14 protein-coding genes and 1 pseudogene are annotated in these 24090 nt (G+C 36.3%); 9 read left to right on the top strand and 6 right to left on the bottom strand.

Features of this window, described 5'->3' with window-relative positions; translation table 11 throughout:
• The 3 genes from ACFIJK_RS07785 to ACFIJK_RS07775 form a co-directional block, all read right to left on the bottom strand.
• Positions 1 to 3689: hypothetical protein (locus ACFIJK_RS07785; RefSeq protein ID WP_375627408.1), on the bottom strand; the 3689-nt coding region annotated here is incomplete at its 3' end.
• A 605-nt stretch (positions 3690 to 4294) separates the two neighbouring features.
• On the bottom strand, positions 4295 to 10153 hold the full coding sequence (locus ACFIJK_RS07780; RefSeq protein WP_375627407.1) for a Vomp family autotransporter: 5859 nt from the start codon (positions 10151 to 10153) through the stop codon (positions 4295 to 4297).
• An 869-nt stretch (positions 10154 to 11022) separates the two neighbouring features.
• Positions 11023 to 11526, bottom strand: coding sequence for a helix-turn-helix domain-containing protein (locus ACFIJK_RS07775; protein WP_375627406.1), 504 nt, complete (start codon positions 11524 to 11526; stop codon positions 11023 to 11025).
• A gap of 501 nt (positions 11527 to 12027) precedes the next feature.
• On the opposite strand from ACFIJK_RS07775, the gene ACFIJK_RS07770 reads away from it, so the two are divergent.
• Positions 12028 to 12474, top strand: coding sequence for a hypothetical protein (locus ACFIJK_RS07770; RefSeq protein ID WP_375627405.1), 447 nt, complete (start codon positions 12028 to 12030; stop codon positions 12472 to 12474).
• Positions 12475 to 12476: 2 nt separating this feature from the next.
• Positions 12477 to 12746: a hypothetical protein gene (locus ACFIJK_RS07765; RefSeq protein WP_375627404.1), complete on the top strand. Its 270-nt coding sequence runs from the start codon at positions 12477 to 12479 to the stop codon at positions 12744 to 12746.
• A gap of 320 nt (positions 12747 to 13066) precedes the next feature.
• Here the strand turns inward: ACFIJK_RS07765 and ACFIJK_RS07760 are convergent, their stop codons facing one another.
• Both ACFIJK_RS07760 and tmk read right to left on the bottom strand, forming a co-directional pair.
• The gene (locus tag ACFIJK_RS07760; RefSeq protein WP_375627403.1) at positions 13067 to 14278 is read right to left on the bottom strand and encodes an MFS transporter; all 1212 of its coding nucleotides are present in this window, start codon (positions 14276 to 14278) and stop codon (positions 13067 to 13069) included.
• A gap of 604 nt (positions 14279 to 14882) precedes the next feature.
• Positions 14883 to 15503 (bottom strand): annotated as a pseudogene (gene tmk, locus ACFIJK_RS07755) (dTMP kinase).
• Between the two features lie 1097 nt (positions 15504 to 16600).
• On the opposite strand from tmk, the gene ACFIJK_RS07750 reads away from it, so the two are divergent.
• The 7 genes from ACFIJK_RS07750 to ACFIJK_RS07720 all read left to right on the top strand — a co-directional run bounded on the left by ACFIJK_RS07750 (position 16601) and on the right by ACFIJK_RS07720 (position 23298).
• Complete coding sequence (locus ACFIJK_RS07750; protein ID WP_375627409.1) at positions 16601 to 17791, top strand: MFS transporter; 1191 nt, start codon at positions 16601 to 16603, stop codon at positions 17789 to 17791.
• The gene (locus tag ACFIJK_RS07745) at positions 17788 to 18993 is read left to right on the top strand and encodes an ATP-grasp domain-containing protein (protein ID WP_375627402.1); all 1206 of its coding nucleotides are present in this window, start codon (positions 17788 to 17790) and stop codon (positions 18991 to 18993) included. The genes ACFIJK_RS07750 and ACFIJK_RS07745 overlap by 4 nt, the downstream gene beginning before the upstream one ends.
• 23 nt (positions 18994 to 19016) lie before the next feature.
• Entirely contained in the window at positions 19017 to 19142 is a 126-nt protein-coding gene (locus ACFIJK_RS07740) for a hypothetical protein (protein ID WP_375627401.1), read from the top strand.
• 103 nt (positions 19143 to 19245) lie between these two features.
• Entirely contained in the window at positions 19246 to 19476 is a 231-nt protein-coding gene (locus ACFIJK_RS07735; protein ID WP_375627400.1) for a YqcI/YcgG family protein, read from the top strand.
• A gap of 11 nt (positions 19477 to 19487) precedes the next feature.
• Positions 19488 to 19727 carry a YqcI/YcgG family protein gene (locus ACFIJK_RS07730; RefSeq protein WP_375627399.1) on the top strand — a complete coding sequence of 80 codons (240 nt, stop codon included), beginning with the start codon at positions 19488 to 19490 and terminating at the stop codon, positions 19725 to 19727.
• Positions 19720 to 20043, top strand: a complete 324-nt coding sequence (locus ACFIJK_RS07725) for a cupin domain-containing protein (protein WP_375626627.1) — start codon at positions 19720 to 19722, stop codon at positions 20041 to 20043. Before ACFIJK_RS07730 ends, ACFIJK_RS07725 begins: the two co-directional genes overlap by 8 nt.
• A gap of 2055 nt (positions 20044 to 22098) precedes the next feature.
• Entirely contained in the window at positions 22099 to 23298 is a 1200-nt protein-coding gene (locus ACFIJK_RS07720; protein WP_375627398.1) for an MFS transporter, read from the top strand.
• Between the two features lie 560 nt (positions 23299 to 23858).
• On the opposite strand, the gene ACFIJK_RS07715 is transcribed toward ACFIJK_RS07720, so the two are convergent.
• The coding region (locus ACFIJK_RS07715; protein WP_375627397.1) for a tyrosine-type recombinase/integrase at positions 23859 to 24090 on the bottom strand (232 nt) is incomplete at its 5' end.

Raw genomic sequence — 24090 nt, 5'->3', positions numbered from 1 at the left:
TATTTCGCTGTATGTTCAGCAACCTTAGTAACATTTTCATTGGTGGTAAAAAGCTGTGAGCCATTAACCGCATCTGTTGAGTCTTTAGAAATATCTCCATCTGCAAGGTACTTAATCTTGCTATTGCCTTTTTTCTCTCCTTCTCCATGCGTCGCTACAAAGGCACTATCTGCTTCGCTCCAGCTCAAAGAATCTTTTTTCGCGTTAGTAATCTGATTGATAATCTCTTTTTTTGCATTTGTGATAGAAGTCCCTACACCCTCAAAGGCAGAAGCTACATCAGAATAGCTTTTATCTTCTTCAGTGCCATCTTCCTTAACAGTCTTAACCTTGAAACTTGGATCTGTCCACGCTTCACTCTCATATTTGGCACCTCCGCCCAAATATTTCGCTGTATGCTCAGCAACTGTAGTAACATTTTTATTGGTGGTAAAAAGCTGTGAGCCATTAACCGCTTCGCTTGAGTCTTCTAAGAGTGATCCAGCACTCACACCAGAAATTTTCCGTTCCTTACCGTCTTTGTTGAGAATACTTACTTCAGTACCGCCTGTTTCCTTAGCAATGGTGATAGCACCCGATCCCCCCGCACGGAGACTACGCGCTAAAGTTATCTCTTCTTCTTGCTTAACAAGGATACTGTCTCTTACATCGACAATCTCTTCATTCAAAGTGGTGAAAGCACTGTTAACACCTCCAAAAGCATCAGCAACATTGTGATAAGTATTCTTCTCACCTTCTACGCCATCAGCACCAAATTGCGCAACTTTGAAATCAGGCTTTGTCCATTTGCCTTCCTCATACTTGGCATTACCACCAAAATATTCCGCAAGGGCTGTGTTCGTAGAATGGAGCTGTGAACCATTCACCGCATCGGTTGAGCTTTCTGAGAGTTCACCATCCTTAAGAAACGTGATCTTGCTGTTGCCTTTTTTCTCTCCTTCTCCATGCTGCGCAGTAAAGGCATTTGAATCTTTGCTCCACGACAACGAATCCTTTGCAACACCTTGAGAAACTTCCTTAATACGAGCGTTCACATTCTTGATATTGTCATCAAGTCCTTTAAAGGCAGAACCAACATCGGTATGCGATTTATCTGTTACTTCACCTTTTTCATCAATATTCGATAATTTATACTCCGGTACTTTAAAGTTTTTGCCATCAAAGGATACATCTCCGCCTAAAATTTTTGATAAATCCTCAGTGATTGTATGAAGCTGACCACCATTAATCGCATCACTCGAAGCTGATATTATAGAACCACCGGCAACACCTGTTATTTTTTTACCTGCAGCATCAATACCATCCGCTATTACTTTGGGGCCATTTTCAATGGTTAAGCCCGTTTTATCTAAAGTGACGTCTTTTAATTTTACGCTGTTTAATGTGACATCTTGTGCCAAATCAAATGTTATTTTTTTATCGTTACTGTCTCTTTTATCACTATTTTTAATCTCAAAGTTTTCGCTTCCAGAGACCAAATTTAATATATCGCCCGGCTGAAAGCCTGAAACAGCCTTATCATTGAGAGAAAGTGTCCACCCTTGTGCTACAAATTCTCTTAATTTTTTCAGCTGCGCAATGTTGACAGCATCAGTGTCATTGGTACCAGCGGCAACACCTGTAAGCTGTCGTGTTATCTTATTCGGAGTATCACCAATACTAAAAGCTCCTTGAGTGCTTTTCCATATCACATCATCATTTGTTGACTGGCTACCTATAGAAGGATCATAGCCAACAGTAGACGCCGAGTTACGAGAAACAGATTTATAACCCACAGCAACACCACCAGTAACATCAGCTTGTACTTGTGCATTTGAGCCCAATGCAATACTATTTTCAGCAGATGCATTTGAAAGTCCACCTAATGCCATACTATTTTCAGCAGATGCCGCTGCAAAACCACCTAATGCAATACTATTTTCGGCAGATGCACTTGAAAGCTTCCCTAACGCAATTCCTGCATCCCCTTTTGTCTTTGATCCAATACCTATAGCAATACTTCCTTGCCCACTTTCTTCCTCACCGGCTGCAATTTTAATGCTCTTCGATTCGGCATTCCATTTAAAGACACTATCATCGGTAGCTTTTTTAATCTCATTGTGAAGATTTACATAAGACTTACCCACACTCTCAAAGGCTTTTGCTACATCCGAAAAACTTTCTTCTTCAATCTCATTCGTCTTAGGATTGAAAGTTTTAATCTTGAACTTTGGATCATCCCATTGGCCATTCGTAAATTTAACACCACCGCCTAAATATCCGGCTATATGGGTCGCTACAACATTCAACTGACTCCCATTTACCGCATCTTGTGAATCTGCACTAAGATCACCAGATGCAATACCAGTTACCCTTTTATTTCCAGCACCAATACCATCGGTCGTTATTTTCGGACCATCAGTAATGACCAGACCTGTTGCATCTAGGGTGGTTGTGCCTGCCTTTAAGCTCGTTAATGTAACATCTTGAGCTAAATCAAATTTTACATTATTATCTTTATCGCCTTTTGTAATGTTAAGATTTGTACTTCCAGTTGAAAAATCTACTCCGCTATCCATAATGACTGTTTTAGCATCTTTCCCACCGACAGAGAGTTTCCAACCATTTTTTCTTACGACTTCTTCTAAGTCTTGCAATTGTCTTAGATTCACTGCGTCTGAATCTTCACTACCAGCCGCTACACCTGTAATTTGGCGCGTTTTTTTAGTACCAGCATCACCAACACTAACAGCACCTAATGTAGATTTCCAATAAGATGACGTATTTTTTGCAGGTCCCTGCAGCACAGAAGTATAACCCGGAACACCAGCAGCCCTATTAGCTATAGAATTGCTTCCTAGAGCAACGCCCCCTGCCACTTTCACCTGCGTTTTGAAGCCTAAAGCTGTACCGTCCTCCTCCTCCACCCGTACAAAACGACCAACAGCAACCGCGTCATTCTTTAGTGACACTATATCTGCACCAACAGCAACGGATCCACCTCTATGGATCTCAGATTTAGAACCTATGATAACGGATGCCGCTAGCTTTTTATTTCCTTCAGCTAATACCGCCTTCGCTTTATAACCAATAACAACACTGTCCGTGGTTTCCGAAGTAATATCATTACCAAAAATAACATTATTTCCCGATACATCACGTTGCATTCCCTCTGTTGAACCACTCCGTAAGATATTAGACACATTAATAATATCTGTATTCTCATCATCCTGTGCAAGCTGTTGGTCTAAAGAGCTATCAATCACAAATGACCGTGGACTGACGAGAGACCTTTTATATTGCCCTCCTGCATCTAGGGTTCTTGCCAATACATTTTTGCTATCCGCCATCAAAACATTCACGACAGGACTATAATCACTTACACCAGAGAGGGTTTTAGTTAAAAAATTTGCATAGTCATCGGCAGCATTAATCTTTTCTAACCCGGCTTTATTGAGTGCTGTTAAATAATTGTCTTTTGAAACAGAAGAAGCATTCAAACCAGCAACAGAGATAATGCTTTGCGGATAAGAAACACCAGCACTGTTAACACCTTCGAGAAAGCTGTTTCTAAAATCAGGATTTGCTGAAAAAACAGGTGTAAAATTCGATAAAAATGTAGCCGCTGTAGCCAATGAAAGAACTTTAACAAAAGAAAAACGAGAAAATTTTAAATCGCTCCCTGCTAATTTTGTATATAATTTTTTCATAATGAACTCCCCAATGAAAAAATAACTATAACCACAAAAAAAACACATTTAAACGCTACAAAGTTCTCTGAAATTGGTTTTTCTAAATATATTCAAAAGCTTAAGGACTGATTGAAAAGATAGAGAAGTTGGTGTTTTGTAGTTAACGTGCTCTGTTCTCTTACCTTTCCTAAAAAGGTAAGTTTTCTTGTGTTGGTTGGTTTTTTTTAATCTTTAAACCTGTTGGTTGTTTTTTGCAAGGGGTAGAATTGGTTTAGTATATTGTTTTTATAACTTCCTACAGTAAAATTGAAATACATTTAAATATATACCTTTGTCTTACTAGAAAGTTTTTTAATAGATTTTTAGAGAGTGAAATTTTCTTTAGATTTAAAAGTTAACGCAGAAAATAATGGACTTATGATTTATGAAAAAACTTATTATCTTATTTTGAAATAAGAAGTTCATTTTGTTGAAAGTGTATAGGTTTTTTCTGTTTTTTAAACCTGTATTTGTCGTTATAGCGCTTATCAATTTATATATATAATTTTTACATACGTAACAACATTTCACCCCTGCCTCATGAGACAGGGGTGAAAAGGAATTTTTATGTATTTTGTTTATTATCAGTTTAATGTCATATTGAATCCCGCACCTACACCCCAGTGACCTCCAGAAGTTGTTGCGGATATGTTAGAGCGGTATTTTCCATTTTCTGAGGTATAACCTGCACCAAAGGCAAATGCAGACTGACTACGCCATAAACCAGTACCAAATCCAACGCTTAATTTTCCAGGTGTATCATTGTAGCGTAAGTTAGACACCGCTAGACCAATAGCCGCTGCTTGTCTTGCCTCTTTTTTTACATTCTCAATACTGTAGTTTAAAACGTTAAACTTCATATCTGTATATTGGTTAGCCCGATCAACAGCATCATCAATCGCATCGACAACAATATTGTTCACCCGTTGATCTGTGTAATGCTTGGATTGATCAAGAATAATCTTCATCTGTTCTTTAGTATAGTCATGGAGTTGACCACCATTTACAGCTTCTTTTGATCCCTTCTCAATTTTACCATCAGCTACATTATCAATTAAAACAGGTTCACTGGCATCACCACCCGCTAATGTGATTTTATTGGTTTTTTTGCCGTTTTCATCTCTGTCATAACGAACAGCGTCCTCAGCAATATCGTTAACTTTGTTTTCAATATTGAAAACCGTTTCACCAATATCCGTAACCGTAGTGGAAATATTGTCGACTCTGTTGGTAAGATGCTTAACATCTTTTTCAACACCCGTGACACGTTCATTGGTTTTCCAAAGTTGTCCACCATTAACCGCATCTTTCGAACCTTCTACAATTTTACCATCAGCTACATTGATAATTTTATTCGGCTTTCCATTGCGACCAGCATCATAGGCTTTTTCTTTATCATTCCACTTTAAAGCATCTGTATCGACCTTGTTGATGACATCATCAATACGGTTATTAATATTTGACATCCCATTATTAATATCACCAAAAGCATCAGCGACATTATGGTGCTCTTTCTCAACAGTCGTACCATCAGCATTGACTTGAACAATCTTAAAAGTAGGATCTGTCCATTTGCCATTCTCATATTTGGCACCGCCACCGAAATAATTAGCAAGCTGGTTACTCATGGAATAAAGCTGGTTACCCGTAATGGCATCCGTTGAATTTTTAGCAATCTCACCATCCAAAAGATACTTCAATTTGCTCTTTGTTTTCTGCCCATCTTTTTCATGACGTGCCACGAACGCTTCTTCACCATCATCCCACAGTAAAGCATCTTTTGAGAAATCTTCAATTTTCTGATTAAACTCATTGGATACATTTGTTAAGCGCTTATTTACATCTTGAACATTATTATCAAGACCTTTTAAAGCTGAACCAACGTCATAAAAATTAGCCTGCCCTACCTTACCATCTACAATAGCCGATAAAGTATATTTCAGCCCTTCAAAAGCACCGTTAATGAACTTTGCACCACCGCCAAAAAACTTTGCAATATCTGCTGATATTTTATTAATCTGGCTACCATTGATTGCATCGTTGGAATTTTCAGAAAGTCTGCCATCTTTTATACCAGAAAGTGTTCTCTCTTGATTATTTTTATTTGCAATACTTATTTCTGTACCACCTGTATCCTTACCTATGGTAATAAGTGCTGACTCATTTTCTTGCTTAACAAGGCTATTTTTTGTTATATCAGAGATTTGATTGTGTATATTTGTGAAAGTATTGTTCACACCTTCAAAAGCATCAGCAACATTGTCATAAGGCTTCTTAGAGACAGTACCATTATCGCCGATATGATAAACTTTGAAAGTAGGAGCATGCCATTCTCCATTTTCATCATATCCAGCGCCACCACCAAAATATTTAGCAACATCATTAAACCCACTGATCAAATTTGCATTAACAATCCTAACATTTTTATCAAGCCCATCCAAAGCCGACCCAACATCATTATATTCCTTCTGTTTTACTGAGCCATCTGCTTCAATAGTAGTTAAATTATATCTTGGTTTAACAAAAGCACCATTAATAAATTTTGCATTACCGCCAAAAAACTGTGCAATATCTGCTGATATCTTATTAATCTGACTACCATTTACAGCTTCTGTTGAACTTTCAGAAATTTCACCATCTTTGACACCTGCAATGATCCGCCCTCCTTCAGTACCTGTGATATCAATTTTCGTACCACCTTTTTCTTTACCAATGGTAATAAGCTTCTGATCTTCATGCCATTTAACAAGACTATTTTCTGTCACATTATTAATCTGATTATAAATATCTGTGATAGAAGTGTTAACACCACCTAAAGCATCAGCGACATTATGGTGTTCCTTCTCAACAATATTACCATTCGCATCACGCTGAGAAACCTTGAAAGTAGGAGCGGTCCATTTGCCTTTCTCATACTTAGCGCCACCACCAAAATAATCAGCAATATCAAGAAACCCAACAGTTATTCTATGATCAACCGCAAAGACATTTTTATTAATTACATCCAAAGCTTTCCCAACATCAGTATATTCCTCTATAGTTATTGTATCATCATCATTAATAGTAGTTAACTCATATTTTGGTCCTGTAAAGACACCATTCTCGAATGAGGCATTACCACCAAAGTGTTTTGCAATTCTGCTACCTGTAGAATAAAGTTGGGAGCCATTTATAGCATCTGTTGATTCTTCATTAACATCACCATCTAAAATGTGAGTAATCCTATAGTCTATTTTACTTCCTTCTTTTTCGCGACGAGCAACAAACGCCTGTTCATCTTCGTCCCACAACAGAGCATCTTTAGAAATCTTTTCTATGCTTTCATCCAGTTGTTTTTTATTAACAGCTTCATTACCGTTCACTGCGTCTTTAACACCTGCGATAATCCGGTCTCCCTCATTACCTGCGATATCGATTTTCGTGCCATCTTTTTCAGCACCAATGGTGATAAGTTTCTGTCCTTCGTTCCATTTAACAAGATTATTGCCAGCTATCTGGTCTTTTATTTCTTTCAGTTGTGAAAAATTTACAGCATCGGTATCGTCTTCTGCCTTAGCTACTTTTGTAATCTTTTTATCACCAGCATTAATACCATTTTCTGTTATGCTTGGTCCATTACCATTAACAAACTTAAAGCCGTCATCACTTATAATACTGTTGCCTGTCGTAACACTCGTGAGCTTAAGATTATCATTCAAAGAAAATGTGACTTTGTTATTGTCTTTTACAATTTTGATATTTTTGCTTCCACCCTCACTCGCACCCGCAACAAGATCTACTGTACTACCAGCTTTAACGTCTGTAGCATTATTACCATCAACAGAAAGTTTCCAGCCTGTTACCATCCCTGCTGTAAAATCTTGTAACTGTTTATAATTTACTGCATCAGTATCTTCTTCCCCTGCCGCTACTCCTGTAATTTTTGTATTAGCGGCATGAATACCACCCTTGGTCATTCTTGGTCCATCTTTGATCATGAAACCGGCATTACTCATTCTGCTATCCCCTGTTTCTACACGACCAACTTTAATATATTCGCTTAAATCAAACTTTACTTCATTGTTATCACCTCTGGTAATTTTTATATTTGTGTTCTCACTCTCATTATTATCATCCTCCTTCTGCTTAACTGCAACAAACTTTACTGTACTTCCTGCCCCAACATCTGTAGCATTATCACCATCAACAGAAAGCTTCCAGCCTGTTTTAATTCCTGCTGTAAAATCTTGTAACTGTTTATAATTTACTGCATCGGTATCATTTTCCCCTGCCGCTACTCCTTTAATCGTTTTATCACCAGCGTGAATGCCATTAACAGTTATGCTCGGGCCATTACCACCTTCAAACCAAAAGCCAACAGCACTCATAATGCTTTCTCCTGCTGTGACACTCATTACATTAATATTATCAGCCAAACCAAATTCTACAGTGTTGTCAATGTTTTTGGTAATTTTGATATTCGGGTTACTTTCGCTACCAGCTGATTGCAAATTTACCGCACCGTTTGGACCAATATGCGTAGCATCTTCACCATTAACAGAAAGTTGCCAACTTGTTTTGAAACCATCTTGTACTTCCTTCAGCTGTTTATAATTTACAGCATCGGTATCGTCTTCTGCCTTAGCTACTCCTGTAATCTTTTTATCGCCAGCATTAATACCATTCGCTGTTATGCTTGGCCCATTACCATTAACAAACTTAAAGCCGTCATCACTCATAATGCTGTTGCCTGTCGTGACACTTGTGAGCTTAAGATTATCATTCAAAGCAAATGTAACTTTATTGTCATCGCTTTTTACAATTTTGATATTTTTGCTTCCATTCTCACTCTCACCCGCAACAAGATCTACTGTACTACCAGCTTTAACGTCTGTAGCATTGTTACCATCAACAGAAAGTTTCCAGCCTTTTTCTGCAAGTGTTTTTACATCTTGCAGCTGCTTATAATTCACTGCATCATTATCATCTTCCGCATCTGCTACACTTGTAATCTTTTTATCGCCAGCATCAATACCATCAATCCCCATCATTGGACCATTCTGAATAATAAAGCCATCATCACTCATAGAGCTTTGACCTGTAGTGACTTTTGTAAGTGTGAGAGTATCACTCAAAGTAAATTGGATTTTATGCTTAGTATCTTCAGTATTTTTTACAATCGTTAAATTGTCTTTTCCTTCTTCACTATTGTTCACTGAAAAATCTACGGTATTTCCTGAATTCACGTCTGTAGGATTTGTATCGTTAGCAGACAGTTTCCAGCCCCCTCCTCCTGCTATGACATCTCTCATAGCTTTTAGCTGCGCCACGTTTACCGCATCGGTATCTTCACTACCCGCAGCCACACCGGTAATTTGTCGTGTTAGGGTACCATTACCACGACCACCAACTTCCCCTACACTAAAAGCTCCTGTTGTGCTTTTCCAAGCCATATCCGTTTTTGTTGTCCCTACACCTGTTACAGGATCATAACCAGAAACACCCTTGTTTCTATCGGAGATAGATCCTCCACCCACGGCAACACCATCCTTAGAAAGTACTTGCGAATTTACACCAATGGCAACGGAATCTTCCGTTTCAGCATAAGCTTGCGTACCTATAGCAATCGAATTTTCAGCCTTCGCTGTTACTATTCTGTTAGGATCCACCCCTTCAGTTCTGTCAGAACGCCTGCCCCCTATTGCAATAGAACCTGAACCTAAAGCTTTAGCATCTGTACCTATAGCAATCGAATAATTCTGTTTCGCCTCTACTTTAGTCCCTAAAGCAATACTATTGCTACCAGAGGCAGTTGCAAGTCCCCCAATAGCAACTGTAGATTTCCCCGATGCTTCTGAGCCTACACCCATGGCAACACTTGCTATACCACTTGCAAGTGCAGAAACACCAAAGGCTTGTGCACCCCCTGCCTTTGCTGTCGCACCTGCACCAAATACGGTTGAATAATTACCCGTCGCTGCAGATCCACAACCGGTAGCAAAAGAATAAACACCGTAAGCCTCAGGCATAGCATTACCGACACCAAAAGTGTTTGTTCCCATATAACCTTTAGTGGGATCACTTAATGTCCCATTACTAGTCCAAGTAACCTTTTCAGTGGTCGTGCCATAAGGCTGACGACCACTGAAAACTTTCTCACCAATAAATCTCTCATATTGTTCTTGTGCGGTTATTCGTCGATTATCAGAAATTCCTTGTTGTTGTTTGCCGCCACGCCCAATAACACTGTCTGCACCACAGAAATCATCATCACCAGCTAAAACAACACTACCATGACTCCCATGTGCATAGGAAACACTGGGACCACTTGTACTATTATTATTCCCTCCTACGAAGGCAAAATTGGCTGCAAAAACAGGAGAAACACTCGATAAGAGTGTGGCCATTGCCGCGCTGAGCGAGACAGCTTTAATTAAATTTGGTGTGGAATATTTTTTTCTCATAAGAACCTCCTCCAACAGAGTTCAACATCATCACAACGCGTGAAAACGCACATGGCAAAACCCTTAAGTTTGCGCACTTCAAAAACCAATAAATGAAGACAAAATCCCCCCTCGACACCGCTATTTATTACGGCATCGCCCTAAAATCTTTGCAACAACATCGAATCTAGAAAAGTCCCCAACCCTTTTAGCTAGAGGGATTCAAGCTAAAAAATAAATAAAAACACAAGACTTTGAAAATATAACTTGATCTCCATCCAAAAACACTGCGATTTATCTCTTAACAAAAATAGTTTCACTAAAGAGCAATTCTACTTTTTAGATAAAGCACCTCAGAAGAATGACAAGAGTACAAAAAATAATTTTTATAAATGTACCAAAATACTTCTCAATAAATTAGCTGTTCTTATAAGCGCAAATTTATGATTTTTTTAACTTATAGCATAATGTAATGGATAACGATTATCATAATGACCTCACTCTTTTCTGCAAGGTAAGCTGTTTCAATATATGATATATATCTTTGAAAGAAATCTTTCTTAATATAATGATGCACGCTCTGTAAAAAGTTTCAACGTACTCATCTCATCATCTTCATAAAAAGACAAAAGTGCACCTATAAATAGTCTTTCCTTCTTCTCTCTTATATGTCTGTGACCCTTTTATAGAAACAAAACATCGTCATTGTATTTTCACTGTTGTATAAATTTTTTTGTATTACTAACTGTAATTCTTTTTATAAGAAGTTTTACCTTTATTAGAGCAACACATTAATTTATAACGATAATTTATCATTTTTTCATGTTGAATAAGAGACCAAAAAAGTTTTATTTTTTAAAAAGGCTGTTCATTCGTATCTTATGACGTTTCTAGATGTGCTTTTCAGTTTCGATTTTACGCTTTAAATGTAATTTTAAAAGTGGCAAAGTGGCTTCGACTTCTTCCATATCATTGAGATTTTGAATGAGCTCTTGCAATTTCCCATAAAGCTCTGCTGCTAATTCTGCAACATCTTCAGGAGAAAGTGTTATTTTTGCATCATGATAGGTCGTATAAACCAAATGTCCAAGCTTTTTCATCAGCCCAACAGGAATCGCTTGTGGTTTAAAACCAGCTGCTTTCGCCTTTGCCATATCTGAAAACATCTCACCATTGCCCGTTACAAGCCAGTTTAAATTGACTTTTAATTTCTGTGATAAAACAGCCAAAAATTCTACATTGGGAAAGGTCGTGCCTCTTTCAGCGTGATCATAAATGGCTTTATTAACACCTAAACGGGTTGCTATTTGGTGCCTACTAAATAGCAAACTCTCTCGTATCAAACGTAATCGCTTCGCTTGTTCTGTTTTGGGTTCAATCTCTTTTTTTGCCAAATTACACAATAATGCAAATATTGCATTGACTTAATTCAATATCTGCATTATACCTCTTGTTACTGCCCCTTATGTTAGGCAAAGATCTACATACATAACCCCACAAAAACAGATGTTGCAGCATCCGTTTAAGCAGGAGCGAAAATTATGACAATTACACAAAAAATGCAATCGCCGTGGTATTTTACTGAACTGCGCCCCTGTAATATAACCTTGGAAAACTCAAGCCTATCAGAAGCTATTTTCCAGAGTCAAAAACATTTGGACACAGCCTAATGAAAAAGCTAAATGCGCCACTGCCAACTCTATCAGTTTGCACGCCAAGCAAATTCTTGCCAACTACTTTCTCAAAAGTCACAGTCATATTCTTTCAGAAGCAAAAAGCCCAACACAGGTTCTCTCACTCAACAGCCCAGTAAACCTGCTTAAACCTTTTTGCAAAAATCTATAAATACACTTCCCAAAGTTTTTACATTACAACATAAGGTAAAAAGTTTATCAATGTCTAAAAATCAATATAAAATAGGCAAAATAATTGGTATTCTACAAAAAATGAGATCATCACTCGTTATTAAAAAGTTAGACGTTTACAAACCATGTTTGCTTATTTTATATATTAATGGTGCTGATTTAGCTGTACTTGGCAATAGAGATTTCAGGGTGTTTGGTTTATCGTCAGAATGCTCCTCCTCTATGCATATTAAAAGCCTTTTGGCAATGTATTTTAAATGCTATAAGTTCTATAGTAAACACATTACCATCCATATTTACAATTGGGCGCTTCAAAATCTTGAAGTAATAAAGTCTTTAATAGACATTGGTTTAAAAGCGCGTATTTTGCAGAAAATTGACAAAACCATGAGGTTCATATACATGGCAATTCTAAGTGATAATAGTGGAGTGATACTTAAAAAAGCTGCACGGAAACCCGCAACGTTGAGGAATTAAGCATGACCTCTTTATGCGATAAAGAATTATCTGATACACTGGTTGGTCTTTATGACGACTATCAACGCGGTTTCGACATTGGAGAAGAGCTTAAACTGTGCGTGGATTTGGCGTTATCTCTTGAATTGGAACTCAGTATTCACCGTTTAAGTGAAACAGATGCCGTGTTAAAAAAAGAGATTGTGCAAACCTTGCATCGTCATAGAAATACCCATTCCAATGAAGATGAAATTGATACAATTTTTCATATGGATTTTGAAAAACAAAAATAATGCAACACTCTCCCCGTATGATACGATATTACCTCATCGCTTTATTTTCTACTGCGCTTAAACAAAAAAACTTTCAAAAAGATTTAAAGTGTTGCGGTTTCATCTTCTTAACAACAGTGAGATGAATTAAAGAAACGCAGAAATTCTTGTGGGTCGTTATCAAAAAATAGAGAGTATTCTCTAGCATACATCAATGTATGCTTTATTCATTAAGCACCAATTTTTACATTTTCTCAACTCTCCTTTAAAAGCAAAATATGAAATGTGCAGCAGCGTAAATGTTTATAAAATAGCGTATATTGACCACTCTTAAACGTAATTTATTGTTTTTCATGTTTATAAAACAGCACTATGAATATTCCAACAAGCGCAAAAATGCTTTGAAAAAAATATATCGATTGAGGTGATATGCTACTGTTATCGCGTGCCATAATGAGATAGACTGCGAGGATCAAGCATCCAGAGATAGCATTAAAACTTGCCTGCAATCTTCCTTGGTATTCAGGATCACAAGAGAGTTGTGATAAAGAAATCGAAAGAGCCCAACTTGAAAGTCCAAATCCAATCATAAAGTAAACAGGAAAAGCAACAAAATTGTGTGTATTAACAGATAGAATAGCGAGACCAATAGCCATAAAAGCTAATAAAATGGCTAATGTTTTCTTTATGGATAAAACTTTACAAAGAAGTGGTGAAAAAAACGCACCTGTCAATACGCCCATAGAATAAAGCACCTCAAATATTGCAAAGGTCCTGCTATCCGCATGTAAAACCTCTTGTATATAAGGAACGACAATAACAGGAATAGTCATCAAAAGAGTCATAATAATCATCTGGCTTATATAAGGTACAAAAAGAGCCGGATTCTGTTTAAAATAATGAAGGGCTGCTGTATAATTTTCCCACCAATTTTGCTGGTTTCGATTTTTAAATCTTCGGTTTTTAGGTACCTTCATTGCAAAATTAAATAAACCAGCAATGATAAAGAATATACCACCTATTAGAAGAGTTCCTTTTGTTCCTGCATAGGACAGTATCAATCCACTTAAGCCCATACCTACGATAGTGCCAAGTTCATAAACCATATCGATGGTCGCATTTGCATTAATGAGCTGTTCTTTCAGCACAATACTTTGAATTAAAGAAATAGCTGATGGCATATAAAAAGGGATAAAAATACCCAAAAGAGCAGATAAGATCATCAATTCAATTTTTATACCAAAATGCCATAGCATTACCCAGCCAACGATTACCAAACCTCTCACAAGATTTGAAATAATAATCTGCGTTTTACGGTTATATTTATCTGCCAATATGCCAAAAATAGGCGCAAAAATAATGCCAGGCATCCAAAGAAAAAGCATCATCAACGCTACACCACGGATTGAGCCCGTCTGATTGTAAGCGAGCCATGACAATGTAATATAATTTAGTCCACTTCCAAATGTAGCAAATAAGCCGCTCAAAGTAAAATAGAGAAAAGTTCTATTTTCAAATAAAGCAATGCGTTCCTTCAAATTTGAAGTGAACATAAATTATCCTCTAAAATAAATACCAGTCGATATGCATGATACATCCTGTTTAAAACATGCATTCTTACAATTTTGATTTTAGATCATTAAATTTAAGAAAGCAAAATTCCTTTTGTGAGACTTTTAAAATCTTTGTGCTGTGGTATGATTAATTCTTCTATGAAAACAAAACATTTATGCACAAAAATACAATAAAATTAATATTTTATGTGCATTTTATTCAGAAGCTTCACCTTTATACATATATGAAACAATTTTATGATATGGAAGCTTCACTCACATTATTGTACTTATTATTCCGTGCACTAAAATATGCTCGAGTATATCCCTCCATGTCGTTATTCTATCACCACACTTCGTCTCTAAAAGAATAAACATACTATTATTCTCACGATAAATATTGATAACTTTTCTACTCCCCTTCTCTAAATCTTTTAAAACAAACCCATTACAGTTAATTTTCCAATTAAAATATATAACGTGATATTTTTCCTGAGCAGTTAAATTATTGCAATCATATCTCTAAAGTTTCAGATTTAGAGTACGAATACATAAAGGAGGATCTATCGTGGATAAATTGATTAATAAATGATTTTATTCATAATCAAAAACAAACCTTATCTATATGATGTCGTATTTGATGATGAATTAAAGAAACAGAAGCAGTTCCATCAATTGTTATAAACCGCTCATCTATTTCTGATAAAACTTTGTATACTTTGTAAACTTTTTCAATAAAAGAGAGTTTTTCTTCGTATTTTAAGTTTAAACCATCCCTTTTCTGCAACCGCTCCAGTATAGTAGTGGGCGGTAAATGAAGATAAAATGTAATATGAGGTCTTGGAATAGATTGATTTAATTTAACTACACTTTCAACAGAAAGCTCTCGAGCATAAAAATAAGCAAGACTAGAATAAACATATCGATCGCTAATTAATAAATTTTGCGATGACGTTAAGGAAGGTTAAATAATTTCAAGCGTATGTTTGCGTCTATCTGTCGCTGCTAAAAGTGCTAAAAGTAACGGATCAATTGCTTTTCCATTATCTAAGTAATCTCTAATTTCTGGATTATTTCTATACCAATAACTGGGTTGAAAAGTTTTTATTATATGTTTTTCTGTTGAGTAATGGCGAGCAATTTCTTTTGTTTGTGTTGTCTTACCACTCCCTTCAAACCCGCATAAGACAATAAAAGAACCAGAAAATTTCTTTGGAGACCACATGGAATTATAAACTTTTTTATCAAGATACATTTTGTCTATATACTTTCCATAAGTTAAATTGTTTTATGTCTAAAATCTCTTAATGTTTAATAAGGTGTTTTTTTACTCGTCTCTAAACAGAAACACACAATACTCCCGCATTTGTATAACTTATTAACTTTATGATAAATGGCGGTATATAGACTTAGTTTTAAGATGAGGTTATATGTTAGACAGCTTAAAATGAGATTAAGCATTTGTAAAAAAATATATTTTTTGCTCACACTCCATACCCTACCATTTCTTAACGAATTCTAGTAGAGTTTCTGAGGATTACTCCTATAACGTCGTGTAAGTGTATAGAAATGAGTTCGATCTCAGTATATTATTGTCCCTTAAGAGCTGCTACTAGATTGCGCTCCATAGGAAGCTAATGAAATCAATTCTATCTTTTCTCAAACCGCTGCCCACGCTATAAGAATTTGATATTCGATTCCGTCAAAAAGCAGCAGAGCAATTCTCAGAAAACATCGCTGAGATATTGAAATATGTCTTGCAAAAGCGTTTAAATCAAATGTTTCACTATATTTTCAATATATTCATAAACTGAAATTAAGAATATTATAATAAGCCTTCAAACAACAACATCAAAATCAACCGTAACAAAGCCTCCTAAAACTGAACCAATAATACCTTTCTATGAAAAAGACTACCATGTAAAGACTTTAATACAACCGCATACCTTAGCGCTAATGCCATAAATGTTTCTGATAGATAACGAATTTTGTTGTCACAACAACATCTAACAACGGTCAATAACAAAACCTCAACCTTGAGTGTAAACAAAATCAACTTGAAAGCGCAAAATATATCTCTAGGACATAGTTCCTTATTGGCAAGCCACCTGCAGTAAAAATACCAGCCTCTACCCTACTCATTCTCCTGAAAATAAGCTATCACTACCATAAACATCAGCGTTCAATTTTTCCCGATCAAAAAACTTGACATGCCCAGTAATATGTGTGCGTATTCATCATTCGTAAAAATGTGTGCTGATTTATAATACTGCGTGTTTTTAAGAGATTCCGAAATGGGGGGATGATGTGCACAAACAACTGATGTTTCGGTTTTATGGGCTTGTTGTCCTGCTCTATCTCTCTGATATGGTTTTATTTTTAAGTAATCTTTGGAATGCTTATCGCATAACATCCTCATCGGTTTTCTTGGGCGTAACCATGGCTTTGGGCACCCTTATGCCCTATTTTTTGAAAAAAAGCGGACTTGTGCGCATTAAAGCCTCACTGCGGTTGGTCGATTTATACAAAAGGCGGATCATTATCTATAGCCTTCTTTTATTGATTGCACTTTTCCATTATGCTGATTCCCCCTTTGGTTTTATCGCTGTCTCTATCTCTATCGGCTATCTCTCTTTGATTACCTTAAGCACACTCGAGACTTATAATACTAAACTAGCGCTTAGTGGTTATATTAGCGCCCAAAAGGCTTCCCGCATTATGCAAACAGTGGTGCAAATTGGCGCCTTTTTGGGAGCAGCATTGAGTGGTTATCTCTTAGAAGCAACCAGCCCAAGAGGGGTAGCGGCTGAAATTGGCTATAATGGTTTGATTGTGGCACTTTGTGTGTTTGACATCATTATAAGCCTTATAGCCGGATATATTATCTTTTGCGATGAATATAACGCTACAGATACCACAGCACCTGCAACCGATAAGAAGACAGCACCTACACCGCAAGCGGATGGACTCTCCCGTGAGCTTAAACTTTTATGCGTCTGCATAGGACTTATTGGCTTTCATATTTGCGCTTATAATACACTGGCAACCATTCTTTTTCAGAGTGTGAAAAATTTTGGCTCTGAATATTATGGGCTTTGCAGTGCGGTCGCGGGCATGGGCGCTTTTTTGGCTGCTTTTATCAAAATCCCTCGCTTTGAATTTATTCTCCCAGCCCTTATGTTGAGCGTGGCTGATCTTATTTTTAGCACCACACAATCGCCCTATTTGGCTGTGGTCTTTTGCTTTTTTATTGGCTTTTCAATGAATACCATGCGAATTAATGCCCGCAAACATACGATTGAAGCGACTAAAACAGAGGCTCAAGCAGAGCTGGTGGGAAGCTATAGCGGCATGCTTTATACTCTCTCCCAATCGGCAGGTTATGTTATCCTTGGTCTTCTTACAAGCTCTGCCCTTATGGGTCCTCAAGCAGCTGTTTATCTTCTCCCCCTTATAGGGCTAATAATCTTTATTTATATTCTTTTCCTTTTATTGCAGCGGAACAAAGTATGAGAAAACCTATTCTTATTGTCGACCCTTTCTCCACGGGTGCCCTCTATGCCCCTGCTTTGCAAAAATTAGGCTATACTTGTTATGGTGTTGTCTCTCAACAAGCTCCTTTTTCACACTATATGCTTTCTTATCAGGGAGAGGGCATGGCAGAAGCGAAACTTCATAATGTAGATGAGATAAAGACACGCTTTCCTATCGGCGCGATAGAGGCCGTGGTGGCAGGCGCCGAGGTAAGTATTTATTGTGCAGATCAATTGGCGGCTTATTATGGTTGCCTTGGGAACAATCCCTCAACCACCGATTGGCGACGAAAAAAGGTAGCAATGCAAAAGCGCCTTTGTGAAAATGGTTTATCTTACATCCGATCAAAAATTCTTACAAAAGACAATTGTACTCTCGATGGTTTTGAAAGTCCCAGCGGCTATGTGGTAAAGCCGAATGATTCTGCTGGAAGCGATGGCGTTTTGTTTTTCTCCAGCTGTGAAGAAGTGGCGGCATGGTCCTCTAGAATCGACTGGACGCAAAAAAATATTTTTGGTGCACCTAACGAGACTTATTTACTCCAAGAAAGATTGGAGGGAGAGGAATACATCGTCGACGCCGTTGTAAATGGAGAGGCTATAAAGATATGTGCTTTATCGCGGTATAAAAAAGGTATTCATAATGAAAGTGCCTTTGTTTATGAATCTCTTGATGTACTTGATGCTCAAGATCCCTCTTATGCCCCTCTTATCTCTTATGCAAAACAATGCATTCGCGCGCTGGGGATTGAATATGGGCCCGCGCATATGGAAATCATGCAAACAGCTCGTGGTCCAGTGATGATCGAAGTAGGAGCCCGCCTCCACGGAGGAATTGCACCCACTTTATTCGCGCATTGCTATGAAGATGATTTACTTGAAAGCTCCGTTAACCTTATTGCAGGCGTGTTTTCGCAAACACCAAGTCGCTTTAAGAAAAAAGGGCGTATTATCTTTCTTATCAACGAGATCGACGGTCATATTATAAAAGATGTTAACGTATGGCAGCAAAAGCTTCATTCTTGGGAAAATGTGGTTCATTTTATGCTCTTTTTTAAAGAAAACGAGCCCCTACCCCTAACCATCGATTTAAATACCTGCCCAGCTATTATAGCAATTTGGGGACACAGTGATGATGAATTATCAGCTTTGGAGAGAATCATTCGTAGCAATTTCTTATAAAATACAACAATTGGGAGGAAAACATGGATTCAGCAGCGCAAATAATTGAAAATATAGACAAATATGAAAAATGGAAGCAGGTCGTTTTTAAAGAATTCGATGCAACCATGAATAACACAATTAGACCTTTTCCTGCCTATTCGGTGTAAATGGATACTCAAAAAATATGCTTAGATTTGGGTTCTACAATAAGTTGACCGCAAAAAATATGATGGAAGACCTGATAACTTATTTCGATAACTATAAAAATTTTTGAAGAACACATCTTTTGTTGCATTCGAGAAGCCTGCCCTCGTACAAAGTATCAAAGTTTATAGAGAAAAATTCTGGTCTATACTTAAAGATTTGCGAACTCTTGATGACCAAGAATGGCCTAAGCATATACCAAAAAATATGGATAATCCTCTATGGGAGTTCTGCTTTCATGGCGAGCCCATGTTTATAGTTTGCAATACCCCGTCTTATATAAACAGAATTAAGTAAGTTCTATATTTATGTTAACTTTCCAGCCTAGGTGGGTTTTTCCTGATCTGCTGGATACAGAACAAAAAGCAAAAAATGCATTCTCCGCTGTAACAAAAAGACTTGAACCTTTTGATATTATAACAAAATCTCCTTTTTTAGGAAAATATGGCGAACCCCAAAATAGAGAATGGACGCAATCTTTCTTGCAAGATAATAATATTAAATCCCCGCCCTACCCATATCATATAATGGAGCACGATAATGACTAAATTTTCTAAAATTAAATTAAATAAAAATATCTATGATATATTCAAAATGATGCTTCCAGAGCAAGGATCAATAGAGGTACAAAGAGATTTTCCAAAAAAAATACACGATTGGCATATTCACCAGGTCGATGAAACTCTCTTAATTATAGAAGGAGGGTTAGAATTTTTCTATAGCAAAAAACGTATAACCTGTACACTAGGAGATATTATACATCTACCTGCCAATACAAGACACAAATCAATTGCAGCAGACGCAGGATGCATATATGCGATCTCTACAGAAAATCTCACTATTGGAGATATTAGAGATGGGTAACCGCACGCTCTTTAATGGATTCTTTCTCATACAGGATTTTATTCTTTTACTCCTGCTTCCCATAATGCGCCCATAGATTCTGCGGAAAATAAGGCTCTGAAGTTTACGTCCTCTACCCAAACCAACGTAAAAACTTTTCAGAAACCGCATTTTACAGCATAAAATAGAACGTTATTCTTTAGGAAAAAAAATGGATCAAGCTTAACCGGTTAAACAACAAGAAAATAATTTTGTTTACAGTTTTATTATCGAGTATTTGCGGATGGATTCTGGTATTATCTCTATCTGGAACTCCCTACAAGCATGAAGCAGAAAAGCTATCAAGCATATTTAGTATACCTAATGACAACTGTTATTACCATGCGTGATGGCTCTAAAATGTAGATGGATTTGAACTTTTAAATAATTTTTTTAACTCTTGCATCACTTTATTTTCCTACTTCTTAAATAATATTCAATAACTTAAGTAAAATAAATATTTTGGTTTTGGTGTGTTTTTAATCTAAAGCATCTGAAGAGAATATATTAAAGAATTAAAATATTTACATGTCGAGATTGAAGCAGCCCTCTTTTACCAAAAGAAGAACTATTATAACATAGGTGAATTTAGCTATTAATCTTTTGTTGCAAACAAGTGGAAAAAAATACTGAATATAGAAAAAATTGCATAAGAACCTTTAACAAAAAGGATTAAAATTTATAGAGAGTTACAAGGTATAAAATAAAATTTGTTCTATCTGCGCTGCAATTTTTTCTGGTTAATTTATTCTACCGATATCATTAAGGCTTTCTTCTAATGACATTGTCTATCATTAGAGGGAGATATGTGATTGTTTTTCGAATTGTGACAGCACACAAATTTCGTGATTTATGTTGCCCATTAGAAAATGTTGGTTCGTTGAGTAAGTTAAAAAAATACATAGAATTCCGTATAATGAAGTGTGTATGTATAAAACTTCTCAGGATGATCGTGTTAATAGCAATGTTTAGGGGTGCCTTTTTTGGAAAGATTGTACAGCAATTACGAGTATCTCTAGGAAGAAAAGCGCTGATTTTTAGAATAGAGAGAAACATTGATCATAACAGTTTATTAGGCTAAACGCAGAATATTTATCCTAATAATTGATAATCGAATTGTAACAGTATAGGTTTTTGATCATCATAAAGAAAAAGGTAGAGAGCATGTTTCTTTTAGTTAAGGAAGAGTGTTGCTCATTTTTCTTTCTAAAAGTAAGCAAATTCAAAGATAATTTTTTTGTTCTTATAGTGGTGATACAATAATTGTCGAAGTCCGTGAAGGGGAGATTCCAATACATTGACACAAAGTTTAAAAAAGTTGAAATACTTAAAAAATCTTTAGTTGCTATAATGATTTAAGAATACCAGATTAGGATCCGAGCAATTCAAGAACTAAAAACTTTGTGATAATATTGATTTAGAATTACATCTTGTTCATTCAGACGAGATGAGCCAATTATTATATATCATAGAACCATATGGGTGGGGAATTTTAAAAAAGCTTATCCAGAATCTGACTTAAAGGTTATTGGAACTTTAGTAGTAAGATTGGCTTTGTCTCATGTTGCTCAAAAATAGCAAACACTCTTGTTTTGTCTAGACTAAATTTAGAAGATCTGCTCACTGAAGTTTTTATAATATTATGAAATGATAAAAATTTTAATATTTCTTCTTGTCCCGTACATGAAACAGATGCTATTTGTATTTGTTATCCTTTGCACCATTGTTCGAAATATATTTTAGATGGTTGTCATTTGAAATATGTCTTGGAAAATTATTTGGCAAGAGAGCGTACTTATATGTATTGGAAAGTAATTTCCTATTATTTGTCTCAATCTATGGGCGCAACGTTGCCAAGTATAGAATCCATACGGACAGATGACTTGCAAAAAATAAGTGCCTATAACGCATTTGAACTAAAATTTTGTGAAAAACTGGAATTTAGTACCGAACCATATTCGATAATGGAAAAAATCATAAAATGGCTTGAGTCTCTATTTAAGAGGGGGAAGGTTATTGCGTAATTCTGTTTTTCTTATGATTTTGATTGGTTGTTTGACGAGTTTTTGTGCTAGTGGTGTATTATCTATTGGCCTTTCTTTGTTACAATTCCAAGATACAACGGGAGAAGCATCTGCTACTTTAAATGTTGTTAATTTAATCGCAATTGGAATTGCTGGCTTATGTTTGGGGAATGTGTTGGCGCACTATCAAGGCTTTATAATTGGGTTTTATAGTCAAATTATTTGCGCTTGTTTATTATCGTTCTTATTATTTATGAACAATCCGGTACTTATTTTATTTGTATTTTTTTTACTTGCTCTCTTGATGGGGGCAGATAACCCAAATAACAATAGTGCCTTGAATCAGCTGGTTCCAGCTCCCAAACAAAAAGCTGGAATTTTTGCATTTTATACTAGTTGCTGTCAGTTTTTTGTTATTATATCCCCATTGCTTATATATTTTATAATTGCGCATTTGGGGCACAAAACAGCCATAGCCTTTATTGTGTTTATTTATCTTTTGAATGCCAGCCTATGGTTTCGTATAAAGTCTATACAACAAATAAACAGAGTAAAAGAGCTATTAAAAAAGCCATATCAAAAAGCTTATGGAGTTGGTTTTAGGTGCCTTTGGCGGGTTTCTGCGTTGCGTTTTTTAACGATTAATCGTATTTTGAATAATTTTCTCTATACGGGGCCTATTGTTCTATTGCCACTTGTTCTTGCATCTATAACATCAGATAATATAAAATTCACAGCTATTCAAAATTCTATTTTTGCTTTGTCAGCACTGGGTTTTGTAGTCAATGGTCTTATCTCATCCTATTATTTACGGAAATTTCCATCTTTAATTCGTTTTTTTGTATGGGGAACACCGGCTTTTGCAGTGATCGCAATCTCTTTTGTTTTATATTTAAATTTTACTCAATATTCCCTTTATATTATGGGTTTTTTATTAGGTATTGGGCAATTTTATTTTAGGGTATCGGGAATAACAATTGGACAAGCTATCACACCTAGTGAAAATTTAGCCGAGGTGATTTTGGCAGGCGATGCCAGTGTGCGCATCATAACGGCTTTATTCTCTATTGTGCTTTTATATGCAGAAAAATTTTTTTCATTTTCTATATTATATGTCCTGTGTATATTTATAGGTTTTTGCGCCCCTTTATTTATTGTACACGGACTATCTATTTACATACAAAGCTTAGAAATAAAAGAAAGCGCCGCATGAATGATCTTCAATTATTATATTACGTCAGCCTTTTTTTGATTATTGTATAGATAAAGATTTCGTACAAATATTCATGACATTAATTTTAAATGAGCATATTGCGTGAGAAAAGCTGAGGTGTTCGTTACCTCTCATGTGGATAAAACGCATTTATCCCGTTAATCGGAATTGCAAATAGAACTATGATCACCATTAATTCTGAAACTCTATCAGAAGTTAGTGATAATGGCAAAAATCCTTTAATGATATTTGAAGAGATCGTTTATGCTAGATCAGGTTATCTAAAGATCGAGAAGAGAGGAACTTAGAAATTATAAAATTCATGGAAATTAAACAGCAATCTCTAGGTATACACAATGACAGACACAGATCAGCGCAAACTGGTCAATTGCAAACAGTAAAAAATCCTGAGCTTTTTAAGCTATATCATATCAAGCATATGAAAGTTCGTTTTAAATTAATGGCGGAGAGAGAGGGAGCGTTATATTTATATAAAATCAATAAGTTATATAAAAGTTCGGGAGTTTTGATTCCGTTGATTCTTTTAACTTATTTTATGTCTATCCCGAACCTTTTTGTAGCTTTTTGATTGCTTCTATTGCAAGGCGTTTTCTATCAGCTGTTTTGGTATAAAGGGATGCCATTTTATCTTCTGTCCAGCCAAAAAGCGCTTTCATTTGCGAAACTGTCGCACCAGCATTGGCTGCACGTGTTGCTGCTAATTTTCGCAATCCGTGCGCTGATTTTTTAATACCTGCTGCATTACATGCTTCACGAAAGAGGTTGCCAAAA

The organism is Bartonella sp. PS17NMGDW, assembly GCF_042193555.1.
In the GTDB taxonomy this organism is placed as follows: Bacteria; Pseudomonadota; Alphaproteobacteria; order Rhizobiales; family Rhizobiaceae; genus Bartonella; species Bartonella grahamii.
The sequence above is the reverse complement of the archived record's forward strand: the minus strand, read 5'-3'. Positions and strand labels throughout refer to the sequence as shown.